Source organism: Ammoniphilus sp. YIM 78166, assembly GCF_004522215.1.
Lineage (GTDB): Bacteria > Bacillota > Bacilli > Aneurinibacillales > RAOX-1 > YIM-78166.
The window spans coordinates 683,223-696,183 of sequence record NZ_SDLR01000001.1; the positions used below are offsets into that span (position 1 = coordinate 683,223).

The window sequence follows — 12,961 nt, forward strand, 5'->3', positions numbered from 1 at the left end:
AGGACAACCCCCTTTCTCTTAATGTATATTCCTCGTCAGAACTGGAAATGTTAGGAAAGGAAGAAAGGAAACAGTTGAGGAGGAATCTATGCCTAGGAAATGGTTGTCAACTTTGACTTGGCATGCGGCTTTATTAGCTGCTTTTTCTTGCGTGCTGATCACAGGAAAAGCGAGTGCCGTAGAATCGATAGTTTATAAGGTTGAGAAGGGAGATACACTTTGGGGTATTTCTCAAGTAACTGGAATTGGTGTAGAGGAATTGAAAAAAGCGAATCGTATAAAGGGAGACCTGATTCGCAGCGGAGATAAATTAAAGATTCCCGCAGACGGGAAAAAAACGAAGTCTAAGCGTGGAGTCACCTTTACCAAGAAAGATTTTGACTGGTTTGTGCGGATCATTGAAGCAGAGGCGGGGGGAGAATCCTTTGAAGGAAAAGTGGCGGTTGCTAGTGTAGTCCTTAATCGCGTCCTGCATCGGGAGTACCCGCAAACCATTACGGATGTCATATTTCATAAGGTCAAAGGGGTATATCAATTTTCGCCTGTCGGAGACGGACGGATCCACAAAGTAAAGCCATCCCAAGCTTCCTATCGGGCAGCACAAACCGCTTTAAAAGGAGTGGACCCCACATCAGGAGCACTATTCTTTTATAATCCACATACCGCGCGAAGTCAGTGGATTCGGTCAAGAGTCGTGATCGCTGAGATCGGCAGACATAATTTCGCTTATTAGTGGTTACTCCATGTGCAAAATATGGTACAATTACATAATGGATTGGAAACAGACCCAGAAGCATCTGGTTTACTAGGAGGACTTATGATGAAATGTATTAGTGTATACACAAAAGATTACGAAGTATTTTCCGATATCTACGAGAGAATCCTGGAATTGAATCTTGCCGAAAACGATGAAACGGAGATCGATGGCATTACGGTAAGTGACGCGGGCGAAATTCCTGACGACTACATCGAAAAGATGCGCCAGAAGCCAGAAGTCGCGGTGATGCGCATTAAGAAAAAAGGCGTCATTATCTTGCAGCACGGTGAAGTGTTCGAAATTCTTCTGCCTTCCGATGAAGAAGAAGGAGAAGAGGACGTAGAGACGGCTTAAGACGGACGGCAAGAAAGCCCCTGGGAACAGGGGCTTTTTTGTGTAGGTTTAAAAATAACTACTCCTTCTTCTTGAGACCAGGACGAATCCCAATAAAAAACCGCTCGCTAATCCACCGAGGTGGCCTGTAATGCTAATGCCAGGCAGAAAGGTAAGCACGACCCCGATGACTAAGATTGGGAGGATCGTTTGGCGGGAATAATAATCCATTAGATCCTTCCGGTACTTCGATAGGTAGGCATACATCCCATAGATTCCGAAAATCGCACCTGAGGCTCCTGCTGCCACCATAGCAGAAGAGAACAATAAAGTCATAACAAAGCCGATCAAGCCTGATCCTAGGTATAAGACAAGATAACGCCACTTTCCAAGCATCGTTTCTAGTCCAGGTGCAAAGATCAGGATGGCGAAGCAATTAAAGAGAAGATGCTCCCACCCGATATGAAGAAAGATCGGAGCGAATAAGCGGTACCATTCTCCTTCTAGTATTAAAGGCTTGTAGTAAGCCCCAAATTGAACCAGGGTATATGGGTTAGTGGAACCACCTAAAAAGGTCATGAATAAAAAGATAATGATATTTAAAAAGAGAAATAAAGAGGTAAGTGGATAGCGTTTTAGGTAGGTTCTCCAATCTTCATTGCGATGGAACCAGGACATGACGATGCTCCTTTCAAAAAGACTATTAATAAATTATAACAAATTCTGGCATAGGCTATGTGCCTTTTTAATAAAAATAATTCTAATTTAATATTGAATTTAATCAGAGAATAGATATAATATTACTATAGACACAGTGGAAAGATCAAAAAGTTAGGCTTTGAAGGAGCGATGAAATATGACAAAGCTGAAACTAAGAAATAAAGAAATTAGTTCACCTGAATATCTAAAGAAGCTGCAGGACCTACAGAAGGAATCTGGAAAGACCAAGCGTTCTGCTAAGCTTAAAGGATCTGGAGCGGCAACTGAATAGCTGAAAATGGGGAAAAGGAGAAGCGAATATGCTTCTCCTTTATTGTTTGTATAAGGTTCGGAATATCCCCAAACCGAGTTTTTTGGAGATTTGGTGTAGTTTTAGGCTGGTTTTTGGAATGGAGATTAAAATTTTGGTATAGAACCTCCTGTTTTACGCTGATTTTTTAGGTAAATAGGCTTTTATTTTTAATCATGGCCTGGTCCGGAACCGCATGACTCCTGTTCGGGTTAGGATACTCACAAAATTTTTGATTTGCTCACGGAAAAGTGGCGTTTGCTCACGAGTTGGTATCGTTTGTTCATGTACCTGTAACCATTACAGCTAATCTGGGAGGTTTGGTCACAAGACTCAATGAATTGCTCCCTCAGCAGTAATGGCTACAATTAAAATGGAGTAGTTGGATTTACTTTTTCTCGGGTAGTAACCCCCATGTCTGGAGGGCTTGCCCTCCTGGTCACCGTCTCCAGTGAAAATCCCCTTCCGCGGTTTGGTCCCGTGTTTTTTCGAGAAATGAAGTGATTTGGGTCTACTTTTTAGAAGTGCAATCTAAATTTCGGTTTAGAGCCTTTGATTCCAAGCTGATTTTTTAAGTAATGCGTCTTTTATTTTTCATCTATGTCTGTTTCGGCCCCGATTACGCTTGCCCGTGGCCGGATGCTCACGAAAATCCTGATTTGCTCACGGAAAAGTGGCGTTTGCTCACGAGTAGGTACCGTTTGCTCATGTACCTGGAACCATTCCAGCTAATCTCGGAGGTTTGGTCACGATACTCGGTGAGTTGCTCCCGAACCCGTAATGGATACAATTAAGATGGAGTCACTTGCTTTACTTTTTCTCGGGAATCGATTAGGCATCTCGGATCATCCTGTGATCAAGCACCAACTTTAATGCCAAAGATTTTATATAAACCTGTAATGATTCCAGGTAGGTGGCGGACACTGAGGACCCGCGCCTTTTAGGCTTTGCGCCAGCCAAGCAATCCTGTGGAAACATTAAAAAGAAGGTACCCATCTGGATACCCTCGGATTGTTTTTGGTTATTAGTGGTAGTGCTCAAGTTCCGTTTCTTCTTCTAGAATTTCACGCAAATAAGGGGTGATTTCACTTAGTCTCTGGGGTTCGATACCAAGACGAGTGCAAATCTGATTGAAATGAGCGAGCTTGTCATCGAGTTTCGTTGTCCGCTGTTTCTCAATCTCTGCTAAAATAGTGTCTTCAATGGATCGAGTCAAGACGTATAGTCTCCCTTCGCCTTTTTGTTATATCATTACACTTGAAGAGGGCGTTTATCCCCTTGCAAAGTCATTATAACGGGTAGAAGAGCATCTTGAAAAGGGGAAAATTTTTTCCGTTTTATGGGCAAAATAGTTTAAACTGAAGTTCGGAGATTTTGTCGGAGGTGGAGAAAAAGTGGATTTAAAAAATATTCGAGAGGTAGATATCATAGGAGATATCCACGGTTGCTATGATGAGCTTCTTTTGTTGCTGGACAAGCTCGGATATCGGCGTGATGGGGAGCTGTATCGGCATCCGGAAGGTAGAACCCTTGTGTTTTTAGGCGATTTATGTGATCGGGGTCCCCGTAGCTTGGATGTGATATTGCTGGTGAAAGCATTAGTTCAGGCAGGACTTGCATACCATTGTCCAGGCAATCATGATGACAAGCTTTTGCGCTGGAGTCAAGGAAGACGCGTTCAAGTAAAGCACGGGTTAGAAACGACGGTAGACGAGGTGGAGAGAACCCAAAACCCGGCGGAGACCAGGCAATGGATAGAGGAATATATTAAAAATCTCCCGTTATATCTTCAATTCGATCAAGGGGAGCTGGTGGTCGTGCATGCGGGGATCCGCTCCGATCTGATCGGAACCAATCATAAGCGTCTGAGAGATATTTGCTTATATGGGTTTCCAACAGGTCAGATTGATCAGCATGGCTTACCAGAGCGAGATCCTGTAACCAAGCACTATCGTGGAAAAGCCTTGCTTGTTCACGGGCACACACCTGTATATGAGCCGCAATGGGAGCAAAATGTAATTAATATTGATACGGGTTGTGTTTTTGGAGGAGCCCTGACTTGCTTTCGGTATCCAGAAAAGGAATTTGTCAGTATTAAGGCACTCCAAGTTTATGGGGAAAGCAAGCGATTCCAGCCCAAATAAAAAAATGATAGAGTTTTAAGTCTTGCCTACATTTGAGGCAAGACTTTTTGTTTGCAAAGATTATGGAGTCACAGTTATGGTTTTAATATAAACTTCTTCGGTAGGTTGACTGGGCTCACCCATAGGGCTCTTCTTAACGTTAACATTGGAGATCGCCTGAACAGTTTCCATTCCCTCGATCACCCGACCGAATATGGTATAGTTCGGGTATCCATTTAGGTTTTGGCTGTCTGGACCATTGCATATGAAAAACTGACTGCCGTTCGTATTCGGTCCGGCATTTGCCATGGCTAGAATTCCTTCTTCGTAGCGGTGAGGGGACGGGAGCTCATCGGCAAACGTGTATCCAGGTCCGCCTGTTCCCGTACCGGTAGGATCACCGGTTTGTATCATGAAGCCTTTCATGACCCGATGGAAAATAATATTGTCGTAGAATTGCTCCTTGGCCAAGAAGATAAAGTTGTTGACCGTTTCTGGAGCATCTTTAGCAAATAGTTCTACTTTAATGTCTCCCTTGTTGGTGACAATCGTAGCCGTATAGGCTTGATTCGGATCGATCTGCATCTCTGGCGGCTTGTCCCACGACTTGGTGGTGGTGGCTCCCCGGTCAGAGGCAGGCTGGGCTTGTTCCTTTCCTCCACAGGCAGAAAGCAAGACAAGAGATAAGCACACGACCCATACTGCGTACCATCTTTTCATATTTTCATCCTTTCTCCAATATAAATACATACACTTCATTATACCTCATGTTCAAGCATAGAATGAAGTAGTTGGAATCCAATCAAAGAAGAGGAGAAGCTCAATGAGGAAAAAAAGCAATCCAATTTTGCTGCTTATGCTAATGCTTTTGGTCTTCCTTGGTGGTTGTGGTCAGAGCGTTTCAACAAGTCCTCCAGTCCAAGAGAAGGTGGATGAGGAAATCACACCTCCTCCAGAGTCAGCAACTGCCGCTGAACAAGCTGTTCAGGAATCTCCTCCTGAAACCGAAGGAGAAGCTACGGAAGCTACGGAAACCACAGAAACTCCCGAGCCCTCGGTTCCTGCAGCCGAACACCCGCCGTTTGAATATCCGGATGCGATCAGAGGCATTTATGTAACGAGTCATTCGGCAGGCGGAGCTAAGTTTCCTGAACTGTTAAACTTGGTGAACACCACAGACTTAAATGCCATGGTCATAGATATTAAAGATGATCATGGATGGATTACCTATAAAAGAGATGATGAGTTGGCTTCATTCAGCAAACCTTTTATGAAGGACCCCAAGCAAATATTACAAACTCTCTCCGACAACAAGATCTACCCCATTGCACGTATCGTCGTTTTTAAAGATTCCGTACTGGCAGCTAATTCTCCTCACCTGTCATTCAAGAGTGGCGGCCAAGTATGGAAAAACAGGCGAGGAGAGGCCTTCGTTAATCCCTTTTTGAAAGAAGTGTGGGAACATAACGTCGCTATAGCGAAAGAAGCGGCGAAAATGGGATTTCAGGAAATCCAGTTTGACTATGTACGTTTCCCGGAAGGGTTTGAAACAAGAGATAAGACCCTTACATATGGAATGGGAGCTTACACCCAAGCCGATTTGGAGCCGCGTTTAGTCCAGGAATGGGAAAAGCAAAAAGAACAGTGGGAGCGAAAACATCAAGAGATTTGGGCCGTGGCAAGAGAAACTCAGCCGCCTATTGAAGCTCTAGCCAACGAGACCTCTCCTATAAGTGCTCCTATTAACAACCTGACAGCAGCACCGCCGAAGCCTCAATACGACTCTGTCGCCGCACGGGTTACCGCTGTGACCGACTTCGTGGAATATGCTAAAAAGGAGCTTGAACCTTATAATGTGAAGGTTTCTGTTGATATTTTCGGCTATACTGCTACTTTACCCGAAGCTCCGGGAATCGGTCAGAACTTTTTAAAGATTAGCAGTCACGTCGATGTCATCTGTTCCATGATCTACCCCAGTCATTGGGGGCCGGGCTACTTCAAGATTGCGAAACCTGATGTTGAACCCTACCGTTTAGTCCAAGAATATGCCAAGATGGAAAATGAAAAGCTGTCGCAACTAGAGAACCCGCCGATATCACGTCCATGGATTCAAGATTTTACAGCGCCATGGTTAGGGAAAGGGAACTACATTCCTTATGGAAAGAGAGAAGTGGAGCTACAAATTAAAGCACTGAATGAAGCGGGCATAAAAGAATTTCTGGTTTGGAATGCGGGCAATAATTATACCCCAAACGTGGACTATACGCCCTAGAAAGGAAGAAAACGTGAAACCATCCATTGGAGGGCTTCACGTTTTTTCATGGCTGCGAATAATTTGTAAATAGACCGTTATTTTAGGAAAGAAGGTGATCCTTATTTTTGAGAATACCTTTCTTGACTTTGCTACGATATCTGCCGTGGTAGCTGCATTCGTCTCTGTTGTTGGCAATGCTTTTAATATCCATGCTAAGTTCCGCGCCTTAATCGCGATTGTGATGGGCGTCATATTGGTTACTATTCCGATTGCTTTTATGGAAAAGGCTGTTACCGCCTTGCTGATCGGACTTACGGCAAGCGGGGTATATACCCAGGTTAAAAAAAGAGAGTATCTACCGCCGGAACCACCGGCTTCAGAAGGTCAAAATCCCAATGTGCCGAAACCGCCAACGATTAACGGCCCGAATGATGTGTAGCCTCTAAATAAGCCAGAATGCCTTTACCTATTCCGATGGCTGCAAGCTCCTGGTATTGCGGAGTAATCAGGAGCTTTTCTTCTTCGGGGTGGGACAGGTGACCTACCTCCACGAGAACGGCAGGAACCGTGTTGTGGCGGAGAACGAGAAAATGATTCATGTGGACATCTAACGGTTTGGAGCCAATCTCTTGTACGAGATGATCGTGAACGGTACGAGCCAGTGCTTTGCTTTCCTTAGGGAAAGGATTCTCGGTAGAGTAATAGACTTTAGTACCGTGAACGGTTTTATTGAATTGATCGATATGGATGGAAACAAATAGAACAGCTTGAAGATGAGAGGTGTCGGCAAAACGTGCGCGAAGAAGCAAATCCTTTCGTAGAGTCGGATCAAGAGCATAGTCCCCAATCCGAGTAAGGAAAGCTTTTACTCGATGCTCGGATAGCCATTTTTGTGTGAAGTTAGCGATACTTAAAACAATGTCTTTCTCCTTGACGCCCGTTGTCCAGCCTTTTGCTCCTTCTTCCTTGCCACCATGGCCCGGATCGAGAATGATATAGGCAATAGGAGGGGGAGGAGGGTCAGGAAAAGGATTAGGTTCTGGATTTGGATCTGGTGTTAAATCCGGAGGAAAAGTGCTAGACTGGGATGGAGAGTCTCCCTCCTCAGTCTCCAGGGGTGAAGGTTGAAACGTTGTCATAAACAGAAGAAGGAAAAAGAAGAGCATGAAGATAAGAGAACAATAGCGGTTCATGGTATTCAGCCCTTTTATTTTAAAATATTCTGAAAAAACAAAGTTTATGAGCGTTTTATAGGGTTTATCCATATAAAATTGGACAAGAGGGAGAGTAAATGTGGTAGAATAGAAAGAAATAGACCAAATATTGAATCTCCTTCTCCTATATTTAGAGGAGATGGAAGGAGGGGTTATCTGTTGCAATTGTTTACGAAGAAGGACCAGGTCCCAAACGACTACAAAACGAAGGAAGAGCTGCAAAAGTTGGGCAAGATACCTGTAGGTTCCCCTATTGCTAAGCTAAAGGATAAGGATCGCTTCCATTACCTGTTCGACCTCAATCAATCCGCGCCGATTCCTGCCCGCCACTCAACCCAACTAAAACCAACGGTCGATAACCTGGCCAAGGCTCTTTTTGCGGTTAACCGACACGCTAAGACAAGCCCTCAGCCTCAGAAGCTCTATCAGCTGAAGACATCTGTTATTGAGAAGCTCATCGAGGAGGGAAAAGCGGAGAAGGTAGGTCTTCAGCAATCACCTAATCCAAGCAAATATCATCAGCAGACCTCGAACACGCTAGTTAAAATTGGAGAGTACGGCTTTCATATTCTTTCAACCCGTGAAGATCTTCTGGAATTGCCACACTTAGGAGAATGGAGCGAAGAGTTCCGCAACCCAACTGAAACTTTTCCTCTTCGCCAAGCTGTCCAGCTTCTAGAGCAATATGCCCAACCGAAGGAGAATCATCCTCCAACCCAACTAAAACGGCCAGTCCCCACTCCTAAACCAAACCATCGAAGAAAGACGTACTTTGATCCATTCCCCAAAAAATGAAGAAGCCCCGCTATGGGGCTTCTTCATTTTGTATTCTCCCCAATCATGACTTTCATACTGACCAGGAATCCGGAGAAAAAGCAAATGATGGTAATTTTCCAATCCAGCAAGAAAAAGCAGAATAGGGTAGAAAAAAAGGTGAATAGCAACCAGCCTAACGATTCTTTCATGCGTATCCCCTCTTACATGGAGTTGGGATCGGTGGGCTTGGGTGCATCGACTTTTTTGTCTTTTTCAAAGTAAATATCAGCAATGATTTCGGCTAAGGCGATAGCGGTATTAAAGCATTCCTCCAGCGTGTTATCGACGCCACCGATTTCAATTAAGATACTTTGCGGCGAAACCGATTGGTTGTATTCGCCATTTCCTTCCGCTTTACCTAGAACTCCAATAGATAGGCCAGGATATTTTTCCTCAAGCCCGTAATGGATTTTCTTTGCCAGTTCAGCATTTTGCTCCCAGTGTTTATTTCGTTTACCGATTACAAAATAAGGTCTTGCAAAGGATTTGCCATTAACAACGGCGGTGGTTTGATCTTTCGGCTGGGAATCGCGATGGAGATCAAAAATATAACCCACATTTTCATGCTGTTTGAGTGCAGCTTGCACAGTTTTTAGCGATGCGGCATAGGAAAATGCATAGGGCAAGCCTTGCTCTTGAAGAATTTTCTGGTGATCAGTGTTATCGAATGCAGTCTTGACTCCTCTTCGTTCCAGTTCTTCCGCCAATCTTTTACTCACTAAGGTAATGTTTTTGTTTTCGTCCGTTACACTTGGGTTGCTCGAAACATGCGTCCACGATTCGGTGTTGTGGGTATTATAGATAAAAACCAAGGGCTGGGGTTGATCTACAGTAACCTTTTTTTCCTCTTCTTCCGCTTCATCCTGGTTGATGGTAACAGACTCAGGCGTTATCAAAGCTTCAGTGGGTGGAGGAGATTCAATCACGAGATTCTGAAGGTTCATATTGGATCCTGAGGCAATGACCTCTACATGAAACATCGACAAGCCTGGCAACTCTCTACCTAGCAGGGAACGGAGATCCGTGGGCTGGAGGCTGGTCATGGTTTCAAAAAGAAAAAGGGATAAAGGCTTCGGCTGCTTTTCCAGCGTTTTCTGTTGATATCGAAGATAAGGAATTTCAAGTTCAAAAGCTTGAACGATGGTTTCGGAAGAGAGCTGTGACATAGCTTGTCTCATGGATGGAGATGAAATCTTCAATGAAGCCTGACTGAATACCCAAGCAAAGGAGAGGAATAGGAACGTTGTAAAGAGAGATAATAGTATAAACAGATTAGGTAACCTCATTTTATATAATCGATTCATCGCCAATCCACCTTCTGCATTTGTCCATTTTACTTGAAGTATATGGGCGCAAGGCAGGAGGAATGACAATAATATGAAAAAAAGGCATATCTGCTTGCTATCCATTAGTAAGTACATATGCCTTTTTTCGCCATAGCGGCCCTAAGTCACAAATCGATGATTTCCGATCGTCATTGTGATGGTTCGGCTATGCAAAAAGCGATTATTTGTTTTTCTAGGATTATAAAAGTAAAGAGCTCCTTTTGTGGGATCTCCTCCAGCCATTGCTTCTTCTACGGCGCGAACCGTCTCTGGCTTAGGATCCATCTTAAAAATTCGTTTGGTCTGAACTGGCGTAAACTGGGAAGACTCAAAAATAACCGATTTGATCGTTTTAGGGAAAAATACGGATTGGGTGCGATTCAGCACAACAGCAGCGACCGCTACCTTCCCCTCATAAGGCTCGTCGGCAGCTTCCGCTTCAACCAGCTTAGCAAGCCAATATACATCACTTTCGTGCTTGCTCTGAGAGATGAAGATCATTCGCTGGTTCGGTTCCCACTCGACATCTTTTCTCAGCTCTTCACTGATAAATCGAAGCGGGACATAAGTTCGGTTGTTGCGGATCACAGGGTCATGGGTGAACCTTTTAGATTGTCCATTTACAACGGCTTCTTTTTGATTTATCGTAAGGTTGATATTGATGTCCTGTTTACTCAAGCTTACGGTATGGGTCTGCGAATCCCAGTCTACTTGTGCACCAAGGGCTTCGGCAATGAAGCGGACAGGTACCATCGTGGTTCCCTCGGCAATAAAGGGCGCCCCACTATCAAATTTTACTGCTTCGTTGTTCACATAAACCTCAATGACATTCTCCTTTCCTTCAGCTATAGTAGATAAGCAAAGGAAAGATAAACATAGAGTTGCTATAAACCACATCGTTCTCATAATCTGTACTCCTTCAAGAATTTGTACCCTGGTTTTGAAAACGGTTTTAATCATTATAACGAAACATGGAGTGGAATTCGAGTGAAAATGACAAAATTCAACAACGTAGATCTTGGAACATATGGAAAAGAATACAAGAAAAAGCGTATGATAGAGTCTATTCAAGGCATGTCGGACCGCGAATTTGAAATGGTACTAAAGGCTGTGAAGGCAGTTGAGGAGATGCGGGAAAATAAATACCCTTTTATGGGGAATTTCTTGCAACTCGAAGTGGTGGACAGTAAAGAGGATTTTAGCTGCAAGATGCCCATCTCAAGGGATCTATTGAACCCTTATCGAATTGTCTACGGAGGGATCACGGCTCTTTTTGCGGATATGGCGATGGGGTGGATGCTAGAGGAACTTATCGAAGGGAAAGATAAGGTTGTTACTCTCGATATGAATGTGAATTACCATAACCCAGGTCGGGGCAAGGAGCTCATCGCCCATTGCCGCCTGAATCATCGCGCTCAGAATATTATGCAAGCCTCGTGTCGCATTGAAAATGAAAAAGGCGAAGTCATCGTTACAGCGACCGCAACGTTTCTTCATCTGATCAGAGCCCCGCGTGTGGATCGATACTAGCTTTCGGATGGACGGTTTACCATGTGATAAGCGGTTTGAGTGAGACGATCGAACATAAAATCACGGATGGGCCCTTCGAGGCCTATTTGATCCATGGCCTGCTGCATACAAGAAAGCCAGGCCTCTGCACGTTTAGGCGTGATGGGAAAAGGCATATGCCGAGCACGCAGCATGGGATGACCGTGTTGTTCTGAATATAACAGAGGTCCACCAAAGAATTGAGTAAGAAAGAGATATTGCTTTTCCTTGGTTTCTGTAAAATCTTTTGGGAAGATGGGAGCAAGATCTGGATGTGCGGCTACCAAGTCATAGAAGGCGCTCACCAGCTTTTCTATGGTTTCGGCCCCGCCGATTAGTTCATAAACCGTTTTTTCTGATTGAGAGTTCAATCTAATTCCTCCTCACTATTGATTGCCATGCTTCCTATTGTACATGATAACAAGGAGGAAGGTAAAACGTGCGAACATTGTAGAACTATTGGTTTACATGTTTCGTTTTTATGGTACAATATTCTCTGGTTTTAGTAGCAGTTTCCATTTTTGAAGGGAAAGGTGACGAATGAGTATTTATCATATTCTAGGCGCCAAACAATTTAACCGTGAGGCTTTGGAAGAAATTTTCTCCTTAACGGCAGATATGGAGCAGGTAGAGGCTAGCGGTGGCTCGGATCGATATAAAAACAAAGTCATGACTACATTGTTCTTTGAACCAAGTACGAGAACAAGGCTATCTTTTGAATCCGCTATGTGCCGACTAGGCGGGAAGGTCATCGGTACAGAGAATGCTGCACAGTTTTCTTCGGCGATTAAGGGAGAAACATTAGAGGACACGATTCAAATTGTTTCAGGTTATAGTGATGTCATTGTTATGAGGCATACCGAAATTGGGGCAGCAGAACGAGCAGCAGCAGCGGCTTCGGTTCCGATTATTAATGCTGGCGATGGCGCAGGTGAGCATCCGACCCAAGCGTTGTTAGATATCTATACGATTAAGAAAGAAATCGGACGAGTGGACGATCTGCATATCGCCATGATTGGTGATCTTACTTATGGAAGAACGGTTCATTCCCTGTCCTATTTGTTAGCCAATTTTAATAATATAACCATTTACTATACAGCACCTGAAAATGTATTAATTCCTCCTTATGTTAAAAAGTTCCTGGATGACAAGGACATCCGCTACATTGAAACAGATAATTTGGAAGAAGTGGCTTCAAAGGTAGATGTTCTTTACCAGACACGGATCCAGAAAGAACGATTTCCGTCTCTCGAGGAATATGAGAGAGCCCAAGGCAAGTATATTATTGACCAAGGGATCTTAAATGTAATGAAGAAAGATGCCATTATACTACATCCACTTCCAAGAGCAGGTGAGATTGCGCCTGAGGTGGACCGTAACCCAAGAGCTGCTTATTTCCGTCAAGCGCAAAATGGCCTTTATGTGCGCATGGCGCTGATCCATAAGTGCTTTGAAAAGTTGGGCTTCGTCAAACGGTAATTGTGACTTTTAGCACAGCGCGCTCTGTTTATTCTCATTATTATAGTATTAACCACCAAAACCGTATAACAAGTAGCAGTCTTCGGTGGAATACGCGTATAGG

General features: G+C 44.0%; 17 protein-coding genes. 9 read left to right on the forward strand and 8 right to left on the reverse strand.

The genetic code is table 11. The features are described from left to right. Positions 1 to 88 precede the first annotated feature (88 nt). Complete coding sequence (locus EIZ58_RS03330) at positions 89 to 733, forward strand: cell wall hydrolase (RefSeq protein ID WP_134699099.1); 645 nt, start codon at positions 89 to 91, stop codon at positions 731 to 733. A gap of 87 nt (positions 734 to 820) precedes the next feature. Beyond that, positions 821 to 1,111 carry an NAD/NADP transhydrogenase alpha subunit gene (locus EIZ58_RS03335; protein WP_134699100.1) on the forward strand — a complete coding sequence of 97 codons (291 nt, stop codon included), beginning with the start codon at positions 821 to 823 and terminating at the stop codon, positions 1,109 to 1,111. Positions 1,112 to 1,159: 48 nt separating this feature from the next. Here the strand turns inward: EIZ58_RS03335 and EIZ58_RS03340 are convergent, their stop codons facing one another. Beyond that, positions 1,160 to 1,768 carry a rhomboid family intramembrane serine protease gene (locus tag EIZ58_RS03340; protein ID WP_134699101.1) on the reverse strand — a complete coding sequence of 203 codons (609 nt, stop codon included), beginning with the start codon at positions 1,766 to 1,768 and terminating at the stop codon, positions 1,160 to 1,162. A gap of 178 nt (positions 1,769 to 1,946) precedes the next feature. On the opposite strand from EIZ58_RS03340, the gene EIZ58_RS34760 reads away from it, so the two are divergent. Next, a complete protein-coding gene (locus EIZ58_RS34760; protein ID WP_255438162.1) occupies positions 1,947 to 2,081 on the forward strand; it encodes a hypothetical protein in 135 nt (44 codons plus the stop codon). A 1,042-nt stretch (positions 2,082 to 3,123) separates the two neighbouring features. Here the strand turns inward: EIZ58_RS34760 and EIZ58_RS03345 are convergent. Further along, positions 3,124 to 3,315 (reverse strand): hypothetical protein, encoded by a 192-nt coding sequence (locus tag EIZ58_RS03345; protein WP_134699102.1) that lies wholly within the window; start codon positions 3,313 to 3,315, stop codon positions 3,124 to 3,126. Between the two features lie 178 nt (positions 3,316 to 3,493). On the opposite strand from EIZ58_RS03345, the gene prpE reads away from it, so the two are divergent. Further along, on the forward strand, positions 3,494 to 4,243 hold the full coding sequence (prpE, locus tag EIZ58_RS03350) for a bis(5'-nucleosyl)-tetraphosphatase PrpE (RefSeq protein WP_240688923.1): 750 nt from the start codon (positions 3,494 to 3,496) through the stop codon (positions 4,241 to 4,243). 60 nt (positions 4,244 to 4,303) lie between these two features. On the opposite strand, the gene EIZ58_RS03355 is transcribed toward prpE, so the two are convergent. Further along, the gene (locus EIZ58_RS03355) at positions 4,304 to 4,942 is read right to left on the reverse strand and encodes a peptidylprolyl isomerase (protein ID WP_134699103.1); all 639 of its coding nucleotides are present in this window, start codon (positions 4,940 to 4,942) and stop codon (positions 4,304 to 4,306) included. Positions 4,943 to 5,045: 103 nt separating this feature from the next. Here EIZ58_RS03355 and EIZ58_RS03360 point away from each other — a divergent pair, with 103 nt between their 5' ends. Together EIZ58_RS03360 and EIZ58_RS03365 are read left to right on the forward strand one after the other, a co-directional pair. Further along, the gene (locus tag EIZ58_RS03360; RefSeq protein ID WP_205672101.1) at positions 5,046 to 6,494 is read left to right on the forward strand and encodes a putative glycoside hydrolase; all 1,449 of its coding nucleotides are present in this window, start codon (positions 5,046 to 5,048) and stop codon (positions 6,492 to 6,494) included. A gap of 94 nt (positions 6,495 to 6,588) precedes the next feature. Next, positions 6,589 to 6,915, forward strand: coding sequence for a hypothetical protein (locus tag EIZ58_RS03365; RefSeq protein ID WP_134699104.1), 327 nt, complete (start codon positions 6,589 to 6,591; stop codon positions 6,913 to 6,915). Here EIZ58_RS03365 and EIZ58_RS03370 read toward each other — a convergent pair. After that, positions 6,893 to 7,669, reverse strand: coding sequence for an N-acetylmuramoyl-L-alanine amidase family protein (locus tag EIZ58_RS03370; RefSeq protein WP_167577462.1), 777 nt, complete (start codon positions 7,667 to 7,669; stop codon positions 6,893 to 6,895). The genes EIZ58_RS03365 and EIZ58_RS03370 overlap by 23 nt on opposite strands. Before the next feature lie 180 nt (positions 7,670 to 7,849). On the opposite strand from EIZ58_RS03370, the gene EIZ58_RS03375 reads away from it, so the two are divergent. Next, positions 7,850 to 8,485 carry a YkyB family protein gene (locus EIZ58_RS03375; RefSeq protein WP_240688924.1) on the forward strand — a complete coding sequence of 212 codons (636 nt, stop codon included), beginning with the start codon at positions 7,850 to 7,852 and terminating at the stop codon, positions 8,483 to 8,485. A gap of 23 nt (positions 8,486 to 8,508) precedes the next feature. Here the strand turns inward: EIZ58_RS03375 and EIZ58_RS33040 are convergent, their stop codons facing one another. The 3 genes from EIZ58_RS33040 to EIZ58_RS03385 form a co-directional block, all read right to left on the reverse strand. After that, complete coding sequence (locus tag EIZ58_RS33040; RefSeq protein WP_167577463.1) at positions 8,509 to 8,655, reverse strand: hypothetical protein; 147 nt, start codon at positions 8,653 to 8,655, stop codon at positions 8,509 to 8,511. Positions 8,656 to 8,667: 12 nt separating this feature from the next. Continuing rightward, entirely contained in the window at positions 8,668 to 9,810 is a 1,143-nt protein-coding gene (spoIIP, locus tag EIZ58_RS03380; protein ID WP_167577464.1) for a stage II sporulation protein P, read from the reverse strand. Between the two features lie 141 nt (positions 9,811 to 9,951). After that, on the reverse strand, positions 9,952 to 10,737 hold the full coding sequence (locus tag EIZ58_RS03385) for a stalk domain-containing protein (protein ID WP_167577465.1): 786 nt from the start codon (positions 10,735 to 10,737) through the stop codon (positions 9,952 to 9,954). Positions 10,738 to 10,824: 87 nt separating this feature from the next. Here EIZ58_RS03385 and EIZ58_RS03390 point away from each other — a divergent pair, with 87 nt between their 5' ends. Next, the gene (locus EIZ58_RS03390; RefSeq protein ID WP_134699615.1) at positions 10,825 to 11,361 is read left to right on the forward strand and encodes a PaaI family thioesterase; all 537 of its coding nucleotides are present in this window, start codon (positions 10,825 to 10,827) and stop codon (positions 11,359 to 11,361) included. Here the strand turns inward: EIZ58_RS03390 and EIZ58_RS03395 are convergent. Next, on the reverse strand, positions 11,358 to 11,750 hold the full coding sequence (locus EIZ58_RS03395) for a globin domain-containing protein (RefSeq protein WP_134699108.1): 393 nt from the start codon (positions 11,748 to 11,750) through the stop codon (positions 11,358 to 11,360). The genes EIZ58_RS03390 and EIZ58_RS03395 overlap by 4 nt on opposite strands. Positions 11,751 to 11,919: 169 nt before the next feature. On the opposite strand from EIZ58_RS03395, the gene pyrB reads away from it, so the two are divergent. Then, positions 11,920 to 12,858 (forward strand): aspartate carbamoyltransferase, encoded by a 939-nt coding sequence (gene pyrB / locus EIZ58_RS03400; protein WP_134699109.1) that lies wholly within the window; start codon positions 11,920 to 11,922, stop codon positions 12,856 to 12,858. The last annotated feature ends 103 nt before the right edge of the window (positions 12,859 to 12,961 follow it).

Coding starts and splice junctions, on each gene's coding strand:
- EIZ58_RS03330 (WP_134699099.1), top strand. CDS start 89: ATGCCTAGGAAATGGTTGTCAACTTTGACTTGGCATGCGGCTTTATTA.
- EIZ58_RS03335 (WP_134699100.1), top strand. CDS start 821: ATGAAATGTATTAGTGTATACACAAAAGATTACGAAGTATTTTCCGAT.
- EIZ58_RS03340 (WP_134699101.1), bottom strand. CDS start 1,768: ATGTCCTGGTTCCATCGCAATGAAGATTGGAGAACCTACCTAAAACGC.
- EIZ58_RS34760 (WP_255438162.1), top strand. CDS start 1,947: ATGACAAAGCTGAAACTAAGAAATAAAGAAATTAGTTCACCTGAATAT.
- EIZ58_RS03355 (WP_134699103.1), bottom strand. CDS start 4,942: ATGAAAAGATGGTACGCAGTATGGGTCGTGTGCTTATCTCTTGTCTTG.
- EIZ58_RS03360 (WP_205672101.1), top strand. CDS start 5,046: ATGAGGAAAAAAAGCAATCCAATTTTGCTGCTTATGCTAATGCTTTTG.
- EIZ58_RS03370 (WP_167577462.1), bottom strand. CDS start 7,669: ATGAACCGCTATTGTTCTCTTATCTTCATGCTCTTCTTTTTCCTTCTT.
- EIZ58_RS33040 (WP_167577463.1), bottom strand. CDS start 8,655: ATGAAAGAATCGTTAGGCTGGTTGCTATTCACCTTTTTTTCTACCCTA.
- spoIIP (WP_167577464.1), bottom strand. CDS start 9,810: ATGAATCGATTATATAAAATGAGGTTACCTAATCTGTTTATACTATTA.
- EIZ58_RS03385 (WP_167577465.1), bottom strand. CDS start 10,737: ATGAGAACGATGTGGTTTATAGCAACTCTATGTTTATCTTTCCTTTGC.
- EIZ58_RS03390 (WP_134699615.1), top strand. CDS start 10,825: ATGACAAAATTCAACAACGTAGATCTTGGAACATATGGAAAAGAATAC.
- pyrB (WP_134699109.1), top strand. CDS start 11,920: ATGAGTATTTATCATATTCTAGGCGCCAAACAATTTAACCGTGAGGCT.